10 protein-coding genes are annotated in these 12,601 nt (G+C 63.2%); 4 read left to right on the forward strand and 6 right to left on the reverse strand.

From position 1 onward, the window contains the following. Positions 1 to 1,183: dipeptidase (locus OES25_16485; GenBank protein MDH3629238.1), on the reverse strand; the 1,183-nt coding region annotated here is incomplete at its 3' end. A 63-nt stretch (positions 1,184 to 1,246) separates the two neighbouring features. After that, entirely contained in the window at positions 1,247 to 2,506 is a 1,260-nt protein-coding gene (locus OES25_16490; protein ID MDH3629239.1) for a glutamate-cysteine ligase family protein, read from the reverse strand. A gap of 98 nt (positions 2,507 to 2,604) precedes the next feature. On the opposite strand from OES25_16490, the gene OES25_16495 reads away from it, so the two are divergent. Continuing rightward, entirely contained in the window at positions 2,605 to 3,519 is a 915-nt protein-coding gene (locus OES25_16495) for a hypothetical protein (protein ID MDH3629240.1), read from the forward strand. Positions 3,520 to 3,696: 177 nt separating this feature from the next. Then, entirely contained in the window at positions 3,697 to 4,914 is a 1,218-nt protein-coding gene (locus tag OES25_16500; GenBank protein ID MDH3629241.1) for a succinylglutamate desuccinylase/aspartoacylase family protein, read from the forward strand. Here OES25_16500 and OES25_16505 read toward each other — a convergent pair. The 3 genes from OES25_16505 to OES25_16515 form a co-directional block, all read right to left on the reverse strand. Beyond that, positions 4,911 to 5,933 carry a 2-oxoacid:ferredoxin oxidoreductase subunit beta gene (locus tag OES25_16505; GenBank protein ID MDH3629242.1) on the reverse strand — a complete coding sequence of 341 codons (1,023 nt, stop codon included), beginning with the start codon at positions 5,931 to 5,933 and terminating at the stop codon, positions 4,911 to 4,913. The two genes, OES25_16500 and OES25_16505, sit on opposite strands and share 4 nt — an antisense overlap. Further along, positions 5,930 to 7,795 (reverse strand): 2-oxoacid:acceptor oxidoreductase subunit alpha, encoded by a 1,866-nt coding sequence (locus OES25_16510; GenBank protein ID MDH3629243.1) that lies wholly within the window; start codon positions 7,793 to 7,795, stop codon positions 5,930 to 5,932. Before OES25_16510 ends, OES25_16505 begins: the two co-directional genes overlap by 4 nt. A 101-nt stretch (positions 7,796 to 7,896) precedes the next feature. Then, positions 7,897 to 8,748, reverse strand: coding sequence for a tetratricopeptide repeat protein (locus tag OES25_16515; protein MDH3629244.1), 852 nt, complete (start codon positions 8,746 to 8,748; stop codon positions 7,897 to 7,899). A gap of 92 nt (positions 8,749 to 8,840) precedes the next feature. Between OES25_16515 and OES25_16520 the strand changes: the two genes are divergently transcribed. Further along, positions 8,841 to 10,025, forward strand: a complete 1,185-nt coding sequence (locus OES25_16520) for an MFS transporter (GenBank protein MDH3629245.1) — start codon at positions 8,841 to 8,843, stop codon at positions 10,023 to 10,025. On the opposite strand, the gene OES25_16525 is transcribed toward OES25_16520, so the two are convergent. Continuing rightward, the gene (locus OES25_16525; GenBank protein ID MDH3629246.1) at positions 9,988 to 11,820 is read right to left on the reverse strand and encodes an Rne/Rng family ribonuclease; all 1,833 of its coding nucleotides are present in this window, start codon (positions 11,818 to 11,820) and stop codon (positions 9,988 to 9,990) included. The genes OES25_16520 and OES25_16525 overlap by 38 nt on opposite strands. Positions 11,821 to 12,073: 253 nt before the next feature. Here OES25_16525 and OES25_16530 point away from each other — a divergent pair, with 253 nt between their 5' ends. After that, complete coding sequence (locus OES25_16530) at positions 12,074 to 12,469, forward strand: response regulator (GenBank protein ID MDH3629247.1); 396 nt, start codon at positions 12,074 to 12,076, stop codon at positions 12,467 to 12,469. Positions 12,470 to 12,601 lie beyond the last annotated feature (132 nt).

Below are 12,601 nucleotides of genomic sequence, written 5' to 3' on the forward strand. Positions count from 1 at the left end.
CCCGCACGAAGACAGACTTCTTCCCGAACGCGCGTTTCATGGCGACCCCTGCCGCCGCCAGGGCCGGGTGATCGGTCGCCGCCAACCAGGACTCACCGCCGTGGAGGTTGCGAACCTGGAGCTTGACCGATTTCGGTGCGATCGATTTCAGATGACGTGCGACGAGGCGTGCAATCTTCGTCGGCGACTGACCCGGAACGAGTCGCATGGAGATCTTGGCGTTGGCCTCTGCCGGGATGACGGTCTTGGCACCTTCTCCCGTGAATCCACTCCAGATTCCGTTGATGTCCAGGCTGGGGCGACCCCAGATCCGTTCAAGGGTGGTGTAGCCCGCCTCGCCGTAAAGTTCCGGAGCGCCGATCGAGCGACGGAACGTCGTGTCGGAGTGGGGGAGTTTCTTCCATGCGTTGCGCTCGGCGCGACTGAGCTTGCCGACACCATCGTAGAACCCCGGGATCGTGATCCGACCACGGGAGTTCTTCAAGGACGCCAGCATCTCGACCAGTGCATTGGCCGGATTGACGACGGCGCCACCGAACGTGCCCGAGTGCAGATCCCGTGTCGTACCGCGGGCGTTGATCTCGAGGTAGGCGAGTCCGCGCAATCCATAGCAGATGGACGGGACCGTCTTCGAGAACATCGCCGTGTCCGAGACGACGACCGCATCGCACTTCAATTTCGCGCGGTGCTTCTTGATGAACGGGATCAGGTTGGGAGAGCCGATCTCCTCCTCGCCTTCGATCAAGTACTTGATGTTGACCGGACAGCCGCCGTTGGCCAGGTGGGCCTCCAGCGCATTGACATGGGTGATGACCTGTCCCTTGTCGTCCGATGATCCACGCGCGAAGATCTTTCCCGATCGGATGGTCGGTTCGAACGGCGGCGTGTCCCAGAGCTCGATCGGGTCGACCGGCTGGACGTCATAGTGGCCATAGACGAGAATCGTCGGCGCATTCCCGGCGCCGGTCCACTCTCCGTAGACGATGGGGTGCCCCGGCGTGTCGTGCACCTCGACGGTCTTGCACCCGGCTGTACGCAATCGCTTCTTGAGCCAGGAAGCGGCACGCCGCACGTCGCCGCGCCGTTCGGGGTCGGTGCTCACTGACGGAATGGACAGCAACTCCTCCAGTTCCGCGAGGTGTCGGGTACGTAGGGATTTGACGTGCTTCGCCACAGAACTCATCGTCGGACTCCAATTCGAAATGTGTTGCCGGGTCGATTCTCCGGCCGGAACGATTCTAGCAGCCTAGAGCTTCAGACCGTGATGGTCGGCGATGGCGGCCAGCGCATCGCCGGCTCGCGTCCCGTCACCCACGCAGCCGGCGCGGGTCAGTCCGTCGGCGGCGATTCTCAGGGTCTCCAGAATCAGGTCGCGATTCTCTCGTCCACCGATCGAGCCATGGATGCCGTCACGGGCGAAGCACTCCATCGTCTCGCGCCAGCGCGGCCCGCTGTCCCACGCCTCGCCGATGGCGAGGGCGGCGTCCAGGGCCGACTCGTCATAGAGCAGTCCGGTCCACAATGACGGCACGGAGAACGCCAGAGCGTCCGGAAGGCCGTCGGCGCTCCTCACTTCTATGTAGGTGTAGGAGCGGACGTCGGTGAAGATCGTCGAAATGTGTGTCTCCCAGTCCTCGTCTCGGATCGCATCGCAGCCTGAAAGAACCATGAGTTCGCGAAACGGAACACCCCCGGCCGGAACGGTGCCGCGAGCTCGATGAAGGAAGATGGCCGGGGTCGCCAGCACGTAGTCGAGCCAGCTCTCGAGACCGAACCCCTCATCGAACACGACATCCGGGAGGCCGCAGCGGTCGGGGTCGGTCTCCTGCCACACGCGCTGCCGGTACGACTGGTAGCCGGTCTCGCGACCCTCGTAGAGCGACGAATTGGCGAACAGGGCGGTCGCGATGGGAGCGAGTAGAGCCCCACAGCGAAACTTGCGTCGGAAATCTTCCGGGTCCGCGAAATCGTACGCGCATTGGATGCTGGCCGATTGCGTCATCATCAGATGGGCCAGTCGGCCGCGTTCTCCCAGGTAGGGTCGCATGATGTGGTATCGCGACTTGGGCATCCACGGCATCTGATCGAGAGGGAGTTCCGGATCGATCGCGGTCTGGAGCCAACGGACACCCAGCTGCTCTCCTACGCGATGCATGGCATCGAGATGCAGATCGAGTTGTTCGCCCAGTTTCTCGAGATCCTCCGCCGGTCGCGACGACCACTCGACCTGCCCGCCAGGCTCCAGCGAAATGGTGCCCCAGTCCGCGTCGACGCCGATCGGGAGCGCGCCCTCGAGCACACGGCTTCCACCGCGATGCTCCATGAGGGCGTCGATCACACGACGAACCGAGGCGTCGCCATTCTCGTAGGGCAGCGGCAACCCATCGGCTTCGCGGCGTCCAAGCCGTTCGATCTCCATGCCGACCAGCCAATCCTCTCGCGGCTTGCAGGCATCCATGAAGTAACGCAGCAGGCGTTTGCGTGTGATCGGGTGAGATGCGGACACCGCGGGCTCCGAGAGAGACGATCGATCGAATAGACCCGGTATTCTAACTCGCACGATGGCAGCCGGAAAACCCACCGTTCCTGTTAGACTCCGCGGCAATGTCCAACGCCGCACTATTTGACCGATTCCGGCGACCACGGCGGCCGCTAGGGGACCAACGTCGCACCCTCCGCTATGCGCTGGGGGATATCCATCTCGACGGGCTGGACGAGGATGCGACACGGCGCATCGAGGCCCGCTGGGGCCCCTTTCTGGTCACAGACGACGACGAATTCAGAGCGTCTTCCACCGTCGTGCGTGTCACCGTCGTGGAGGGGCCGGGCTGGTTGCCGGTCGCGTCACCGGGTGAGATCTATCGGCTCGAGCGCGTGGAGCATCGGGGCAGCGCTCTGGTCGTTTCCTACCACTACGCGGTCCGGTTCCCGGACGCCGAAGAAGAGGGCGATATCGAGGTTGCCGTCGTTCGTACGGAGCGAGAGCCGATCGAACAGATGCTCGACAACATCGCAAGGCTCGTCGTCGCCCGGCACACGATGGATCGCGGCGGACTCGCGATCCACGGCGCAGGGATCGTCCGGGATGATCAGGCGTTCGTGTTCGCCGGCCCGTCCCGTGCCGGCAAGAGCACGGTGACGACGTTGTCCCGACCGTCGAGAAGTCTGGGGGACGACTTCGCGGTGATCCTGCCGTCCGGCGACGGGGCGACCTGGTGGACCTGCGCGCTTCCGTTTGACAACCATCCGATCGTCGAGACACCGGTGGCCCCCGGACTGCTGCCGCTTCGCGGGGTCTGGCGCTTGTTTCAAGCCGGGGCCGGCGAGTCCACGCGGGTCGAGACACCCAACCCGATCGTCGCGACGACTTCCTTGATGGCCTGCGCGGCGTTCCCCGCGGCGATTTCGGACCGCGGTGAGTCGCTTCTGGGGGCCGCGGGGCGATATATCGCCGAGGGGCGTTTCGAGCACCTGACCTTCACCCCGGACCCCGAATTCTGGACACTAATCGAGCGTTGAGCGCCATTTCCCCGGCCACATTTCACGGGGTTCGCTGCTAGGATGACGGGGTGGGTTGCCGGCCGCTGCCTGCGGACTGACATTAGACGTGGAGATGCGCCGGATTCCCGGCGTTCCCGTGCCTCGACCGTGGAATAGACACAACCCGATCAAATCAGGCAGGAAGAGAAGAGCGAGATGGAGGAGCTATCGGGAAGCGTCGCCACCCAGGCAAGGACGCCCCGAATCATCGGTGAGGTCGGAGACGGTGACGGACCGATTCTGGTCGTCACGGCCGCCCTGCATGGGAACGAGCCGTCGGGACTCAAGGCGTCCCGCCGGGTCCTCAGTCGACTTCAGGACGAGGGGATCTCCGTGGCAGGTCGGGTCTGCGTCTTCGCGGGCAACCTGACGGCACTCGGCGAGTCGACGCGGTTCATCGAGCGGGACCTGAATCGCCAATGGACTCCCGAGAAGATCGCCGCGCTCCTCGCCGGAGAGGGTCCGGATGACGCGGAGGCGAAACAGCAGGACGAACTTCTGACGCTGATTCGCGAGCGGGTCGCCGAAGCGGACAGTGGGATCTTCTTCCTGGACCTCCACACGAGCTCCGCGCCGGGCAAACCGTTCCTGACGATCGGCGATACGCTGAGGAACCGACGCTTCGCGTCGAACATACCGTTACCCCTGATCCTGGGACTGGAGGAGCAGGTCGACGGGTCGCTCCTGGAGTATCTGAACAACCGTGGTCTCGTGACGATGGGCGTTGAGGCGGGGCAGCACGATGACCCGGTCTCTGTGGATCGGCATGAGGCCGTGATGTGGTTGGCGCTGGTCCAGGTCGGAATGTTGTCGCGTGATGCCATCGCCGATCTCCACCGCTTTCAAACGCTCCTGGCCGACGACAGCCGTGGCATCCCCAAAGTCGTCGAGGTGCGTCATCGTCACGCCATCCACTCCGGCGACCATTTCAAGATGCTTCCGGGCTTCTGCAACTTCGACCCCGTCGCCCATGGGCAGCGTCTGGGAACGGATGATTCGGGTCCGGTACTGACACCCGAAGAGGGGCGGGTGCTGTTGCCGCTCTATCAGGGGCAGGGCGACGACGGGTTCTTTATCTGCCGCGAGGTGAGCCGAGTCTGGTTATCCATCTCGGCGGTCCTGCGCCGCCTTCGACTCGGCGTCATCATGAGACTCCTGCCGGGGGTACGACGTTGTCGGGTCGATCGGGATCGTTACATCGTCGACACCCGGGTCGCGCGAATCCTGCCGCTGCAGATCTTCCATCTGTTCGGGTACCGGAAACTGCGTCAGCAGGACACGTTGCTCGAGGTCAGCCGTCGACGGTTCGATCTTGCCGCGCCGAAATCGATCGAGCTTCCCGGGCCGCCATTACCCGAGAATGCCGAGGTCTAGTCGCCGACGGTCCAGGTGTTGCCGGAGTAGAGGATGCTCTTCAGATCTCCCGGCCCCTTGTCTTCCGTGACGCGGCGAACCTGGTCCCTGATGGCGGTTTCCAGTGTGGCGGCCTGGGTCCGACGGAGGACCCCCACCGGCACCGGGAATTCAGGTGCTTCCAGGCTGGCGAGCATGGCGAGATAGCCGACCGGGCCCTGCTCGTCGTGGACGATCAGGTCCGCCTCGGTGATCCCGTTGCCGAGTTTCACGACCTCGGGTTGGAACGCCCCGTTCAATCGAATCCCGCGATCGCGGTCCTTACCGAAGATCAGCGGTTCGCCATGTTTCAGATCCAGAAGGACATCGTCTCTGGTGCCCTTGTCTCGCATCGCAGCGAAGGCACCGTCATTGAAGATGTTGCAGTTCTGATAGATCTGGACGAACGAGGTCCCGCGGTGTGCCTGGGCATCGAGCAACACCTGCTTCAGATGGGGCGCGTAGACGTCGATGCTCCGGGCGATGAACGTCGCCCCGGCACCGAGCACGACGGAGAGGGGATTGAACGGTCGATCGACCGATCCGTACGGGGAGGATTTCGTCCGCTTGCCGAATTCGGATGTCGGGGAGTATTGACCCTTCGTCAACCCGTAGATCTGGTTGTCGAAGAGGAGGACGTTGAGGTCCGGGTTCCGTCGCATCAAATGGATGATGTGGTTCCCACCGATCGAGAACGCGTCGCCGTCCCCGCTGACAATCCAGACCGAGAGTTCCGGGTTGGCGATCTTGATACCCGTTGCGACGGCCGGCGCACGACCATGAATGGTATGGAACCCGTAGGTGCTCATGTAGTACGGGAAGCGACTGGCACAGCCGATACCCGAGACGATGACATGTTGGTGTCGTGGCAAACCCAGAGCCGCAAACGCCTGTTGTGTGGTACTGAGGATCGCGTAGTCACCGCATCCCGGACACCAGCGAACGTCCTGATCGGTTGCGAAGTCCTTCTTTTTGAGCTTGACCGTCTTCTCTTCGTTCATTTCGAACCTTCCATCAACTCGAGGACCCTGGCCTCGAGATCCCCGGCCTTGAACGGCAGTCCACGTACATGATTGAACGGGATGACCGGGAAGACGAAGCGAGCTTTGAGGAGGTCGGCGAGTTGACCGCAATTGATCTCCGGAACCAGGACCTTGTCATATCGCTTCAGGATCTCGCCGAGATTCTTGGGGAGCGGATTGAGGTGACGGAGATGGACGTGGCTGACCTCTCGACCGGCTGCACGGACACGGTGAACCGCACTGGTGATGGCACCGAACGTGGAGCCCCAGCCAACGATGAGGAGCCCATCCCCCCCGTCCGGACCATCGACGACCGCGTCGGGGAGGCTGTCCGCGACGCGTGCGACCTTCTCCGCACGGAGCAGGACCATCCTCTCGTGATTGTCGGAATCGTAAGAGACGTTTCCGCTCTCGTCCTTCTCGAGGCCGCCGATGCGATGCTCCAGCCCGGGAGTCCCCGGGATGGCCCATTCGCGCGCGAGCGTCTCCGGGTCACGCCCGTACGGCATGAAGTCTTCCGGGTCCGAGCGGAAACTCACGGGAATCTCCGGCAGATTGTCGACGTCCGGCAGACGCCACGGTTCGGTCCCGTTGGCGACGAAGCCGTCGGATAACACGATCACGGGGGTCATATGCCGGATCGACAGCTGGCACGCCTCGTACGCCACCTCGAAGCAATCCGCCGGCGAGCTGGCGGCCAGGACGATGCAGGGGGATTCGCCGAATCGTCCATGAAGAGCCAGCGCCAGGTCCGACTGTTCCGTCTTGGTCGGGAGTCCGGTCGACGGGCCGGCCCGCTGGATGTCGATCATGATCAGCGGTAACTCCGCCATGATGGCCAGAGAGAGAAACTCGCTCTTGAGGGCCATGCCCGGACCGCTGGTGCTGGTAACTCCGAGCGAGCCGGCGAACGACCCGCCGATCGCAGCTCCGACGGCCGCGATCTCATCCTCGGCCTGGAAGGTCACCACTCCGAAGTTCTTGTAGTTGGCCAGCAGGTGCAAGAGGTCGGAGGCCGGAGTGATCGGGTAGCTACCCTGCAGGATAGGTCGCCCACTCTTCTGTGAAGCGGCGACGAGTCCCAGGGCGAGCGCCTGATTGCCGGAGATGTTGCGATAGGTTCCCGGCTCGAGAGGGGCAGCGGGGATCTCGTACTTCTCGGCGAAGACTTCGGTCGCTTCGCAGTAGGCTTGACCTGCACGCAACGCTCTCTGATTGGCCTCGACCAGTTGAGGCTTGCTGGCAAACTTCTTCTCGATCCATTCCAGGCTGACTTCCAGAGGTCGCCCGAAGAGATAGAACGTCATGCCGAGAGCGAAGAAATTCTTGCAGCGATCCACGCTCTGTGTCGGAAGGCCGATGTCTTCAAGTGCAGCGCGGGTCAGGCGTGTCAGCTCTACACGGAAAACGCGATAGCCGTCCAGCGAACCATCCTCGAGTGGGTTCGTCGTATAGCCTGCCTTCTTGAGGTCGGTCTCCTTGAAGGCATCGAGGTTAACGATCACGATCCCGTTGTTCGGAAGGTCCTTGACGTTGGCCCGCAGCGCAGCGGGATTCATCGCGACCAGGACATCCGGCGCATCACCGGGCGTGTAGACCGCCTCCGACGCAAATTGGATCTGAAATCCGGATACGCCGGCCAACGTTCCGGCAGGTGCCCGAATCTCGGCAGGGAAGTCCGGCAGGGTCGCCAGATCGTTCCCGACGGCCGCTGTGGCCGCCGTGAACTGGTTTCCCGTCAGCTGCATGCCGTCACCGGAGTCACCCGCAAATCGGATCACCGCACGGTCGAGACGCCGAGTAGGGGTCCCTCCGTTCGTTGTTGTTGCTTCGGTGGTCATCCGAGTCCGTCCTGTTCGAGGGATAGGGGTGCGTGGCGGGTCGTCCCGGCGACGGCATTATGCGACATCGCGGGAAAGGCTTCCAACCTCGATTGAGGCTCCTAGTTGGTCTCGGAGAGTCGTCGCCGGAGCCAGCTGACCCGGCCTCGTACCGATTCGGCATCCGGAGCGTGGGGCGAGGATGAGAGGTAGGTCTCCAGATCCGTGATGGCGGCCCCCTCGCGGCCAAGATGGGCCAGCAGGAATCCGCGATCTCGAACCTCGGTGCTGTCGGCGGGGTGGAGGATCAAGAGCCTCTCCACACAGCCCAGGGCTCGCGGAAAGTCCTCTCGTTCGACGTACATATGCTTCAGATTGAGGAGGAGCCTGGAGAGGACGGCCCGGTTATCCGAGCCGTGGAGCAGCCGCCTCCGGAAGAGCGAAGGGCGCCCGGTGGTGCGTCCCACCAGCTGTCGGCAGTCGTCCTCGGTCACCACCTCACCACGATGGAAGGGGTCCACCAGGATCACCCGGTCGCCCTCCTCGAGGCGGAGGATGAAGTGACCCGGCAGGCCGATCCCCCGAACCTTGAATCCCGAGGCCAGGGCAAGCTCGCCGAACAGGAGCGAAAGCGTCAACGGGATTCCGGTGCGTCGATCCAGGACGTCGTTCAGGAAGCAGTTTCGCGGATCGTTGTAGTCGTCCTGGTTTCCACAGAAGCCCAGCTCGTGAAAAAAGAACTGTCGGAGGATGTCGAGTTTCTCAAAAGGATTATCGACGTTGTGGACTCGCCGCGAGCCCTCCGCCGCGATCAGTCCGACGCGTCGAGCCTCACGCGTCTCGTCCAGCATCGGGTATTCCTCGGAGGCGATCGTCAGCGCGAGCTCGATCAGGTCAACCTCTTCGGTCGACTGGACACGTGCAACGAACCGTTGACGTGCCGGAGACTCATGCGATGGCGAACCGACTTCCACAGATCCTCCCCCGGATGTCCATGTCTGGGCTACTATCCCAGCGTTCTCCCTGAGGGTACGTCTCCCCCGGTCCCGGTGCCACCCACATATCGATGGCCGAAAGTCACGAAAAACCAGACCCGTTTGCCCTCCGACCCTACGTCGGTCTGTCCCTCGCGTATGTCGGTATTTTCGGTCACCTCGGCATTGTCATGCCCGCGTTCGCGCTGTGGATCGACGGGCGTGGGTACGGGACGATGGCGATCGGGATGTTACTGGCGCTCCCCGCGTTGGCGAAGATGGCGACACCGTGGACGTGGGGGAAGTGGTCCGACCGCCACGGTTCGACAACTCGGTGGATGATCGTCGCCGCGATCTTGTCGACGTTGGCGCTGCTCTGCTTTCCGCTCGAGCGATCCCTTCCGGTCCTGTTCGTGTTGATGGCGATCTACGGATTCTGCCGGGCGCCACTCCTGCCCCTGCTGGAGGCGACGGCCCTGCGCTGGTCCGCCGGAGGCGCGTTTCGCTACGGCCCGGTCCGCCTGTGGGGATCGTTGGCGTTTGCCGCGACTTCCATCTTGTTCGGCCTGCTGTGGGCCGCGGGCGTGCGAGATGGGATCCTGTGGGTTGCCGCAGGCGGCCTCGTTCTCTGTGGCGGGACGGCCCGGCTGATGCTGGCCGGAGGGCCCACATCGTCGCCGCCTTCGGAGCGTCGCGGCTTCGAGCCCTGGGCTGCCAGAGAGCGACGTCTGTTCTTCCTCGTCTGCGCCCTGATGCAGGCCAGTCATGCGGCCTACTACGGCTTCTACTCGCTCCATCTCACGCGGGCCGGTTACGACGGGTCGGATATCGGGATCCTCTGGGCGCTGGCGATCGTCGCCGAGGTCATTGTCCTCTTCCGGCTCGATCGCTGGGTCGACCGGATCGGGACGGTGTCGATGATGCGATTCGCACTGCTGGTCGCCGCTGCGCGGTGGGTCTGGATCGGATTCGCCAGCCACTGGTGGGAGTTCGCCGCCGCACAACTCCTCCATGCAGCGACGTACGCCGTGTTCCACGTCGCGGCGATCCACCATGTGGATCGCGGTTTCGGCGTCGCGCGGAGGACCCAGGCCCAGGCGCTCTACAGTGGAGTCAGCTTCGGCCTGGGCCTTTCAATGGGTAGCCTCATCGTCGGTTGGGCGGCCAGTCACTGGGGACTACCGCTCGTCTTTCGTGGGGCGGCCGTGGTGCCCTTGCTGGCAGTCCTGCTGCTTTCCCTTAGCCGCGGCCGCGGCCCCGCCGACGCTTCGGGCTAGTGGCCACAGGCGCCGCCGCAGGCATCAACTCGTCAGAACGGACGTTTCGCGGAGGTGTCGGTTCGTCGGAAGCGACAACCGGTGTCGGCTCGCCCTCGTTTGCGGGCTCGGACCCGGTCGGACGCTTGCGACGACGACGTCGTCGACGTCGCGGTTTCGCGGGTTCGTCCGAATCTTCGGACTCAGCGACCGGCTTGTCGGCCTTGGGCGTGGACTTCCGTGCCGGCGGCGCCGGTTTTTCCCGTGACGTCTCTCGTGTGGGCTCCTGCGGAGTCTCCCTGGAGGGCTCCTTCACGCTTTCCCTGGGTGTCTCGCGTCGGGTCTCTCGCTGGACCACCTCGGTGTCATGATCGTGACGGAGGAGGTCGGCGCGGGCCATGATCTCGATCGTCATCTCGTGGGTCTCTTCCATCCGGACGATGTCCGGCCGCTTCTGATTCAGAAGGTACTCGGCAACTTCCGGCGGAAGCCAGAGTTTCACCTGTTCGACGTCTCCTCGGCTACAACGCGTCTGAAGCTTCCGGAGCGCGGCCAACGCCGCCGACTCGATGTTCTTGATCAGGCCATGGCCGTCACACTTGTCACACGTGTCGTAAGAGGCGGCCATCTTCGCGCCGCGTACACGCTGACGGGCGATCTCGAGCAGTCCGAGCTTCGAGATCGTTGTCACGTCGCTGCGAGCCGGATCGGACTTCAGTGCGTCCTTCATCGCCTTCTCGACGCTCTTGCGATGTCGCATCGGCTGCATGTCGATGAAGTCGATCACGATCAGGCCGCCGAGATCACGCAGGCGAAGCTGGCGGGCGATCTCTGCCGCCGCCTCCATATTGGTCTGCAGGATCGTGTCTTCGATGTCTCCCTGTCGTTTCGATCGCGCACTGTTGACGTCGACGGCGGTCAGGGCCTCCGTCCCGTCGATGACGATCTCGCCGCCCGAGGGGAGGGGGACTCGACGCTTGTAGATCCGCTCGATCTGGACTTCCAGGTTGAACTTGTTGAACAGCGGCCGATCGCCGGTATGAAGCCGAATCGTCTTCGCCCGCTTTGGCATGACGTCGCGGGCGAAGGACACGGCTCGGTTGTAGGTCTCCTCCTGATCGATCCAGACCTCACCGATGTCGGTGGTGAGATGGTCGCGGAGCGTTCGGATGACGAGGTCCGCTTCACGATAGACCTGACCAGGGAAATCGGAGTCCCGTGACGAGCGTTGGATCGACTCCCAGAGTCGCAGCAGGTAGCGCATGTCCCGTTGAAGCTCGGTCTTGGTGTGGCCGAGCCCCGCGGTCCTCGCAATGACGCCGAACCCTTCCGGAACCTTCAGGTCCGAGAGGATCTCCTTGAGGCGATCGCGTTGCGACGCATCCTCGATCTTGCGAGAGACGCCGGAATTGTCCACCCCCGGCATCAGCACGAGAAACCGGCCGGGCAACGAGAAGTAGGTCGATACGGTGGGCGGTTTACCGGCAAACGGTTCTCGGACGACCTGAACCATCAACTTCTGACCGGGGTGAACGTGTTGACCGATCTTCCCCGTCTTTCGGTTTTCGGATCGTGCGGGCAGGAGGCGGAAGTTAATCCCGTCCAGCGGAAGGAAGCCCTTGAGGTTCGGGCCGATCTTCACGAACGCGGCTTCCAGAGAGGCGTGGACCGACTCGACAACGGCGTTGTAGATGTTGCCCTTTAGCGCCGTTCGATTGGTTGTTTCGATCTCGTACGTGGAGAGTGTGCCGTCATCGAGGACGGCGACACGTGACTCCTCCACATGAGTCACGTTGACAAGCATGGCTTTTGACATTCGGTTGTAGGCTCCGTGGTCGGCATGGATCCCGTTTCGGCGGGCTCAACATCTGAACGTGTGAACATGTGAACATGCGCGACACTGATTATGGGTCCGAAGGTTTCGTCGTCGCCCTCAACCGGTCTCCACCGGGCAGGTCGTGACGCGAGCGATCCAATCGCCTGAGTCGGACTTAGAAATGATAGCACAGGGCCCTCTTCTTGACTCTCGGCCGCCATCCACCAACATTCGCGAGAGGGGACTCGACGCGGTGGAAAACGACATGGAGCGCGGCGGACATATTCTCGTCATCGATGACGAGGAGCCGATCCTGGAGCTGTTGAGGGACATCCTCACTGACGGCGGCCACACGGTGGTCACCGCGCTCTCGGGACGTGAGGCCCTCGTGGCACTGAAGGACGAGCTGTTCGACCTGGTATTCACCGATGTCGGGATGCCGGACATGACCGGCTGGGATGTCTGTCGACACGTTCACGACATGCGACCGAGCCTGCCCGTGGTGCTCATAACGGGCTGGGGCTCCAGCGTTACGTCGCAGGAAACCGACGAAGCCGGCGTCGCGGCGGTGATTGGCAAGCCGTTCCAGGTCGACGAACTGCTGGCCAAAACCGAGAAGATCCTCGAAGGTCGGTCGTTGCGCCGTTGAATCGTCGCAACGTGGCTCGAAGAATGTTGTGTGTTACGTGATACGTCCGGTCGCCGATCGTCCGCTGGCGGACATGTGACTGCATCACGCGCAAGATTCCCAGGGTAAACCGGCATCGTGTGGCGGCACGGT

It is taken from the genome of Acidobacteriota bacterium (assembly GCA_029861955.1).
Classification (GTDB): Bacteria; Acidobacteriota; Polarisedimenticolia; order Polarisedimenticolales; family Polarisedimenticolaceae; genus JAOTYK01.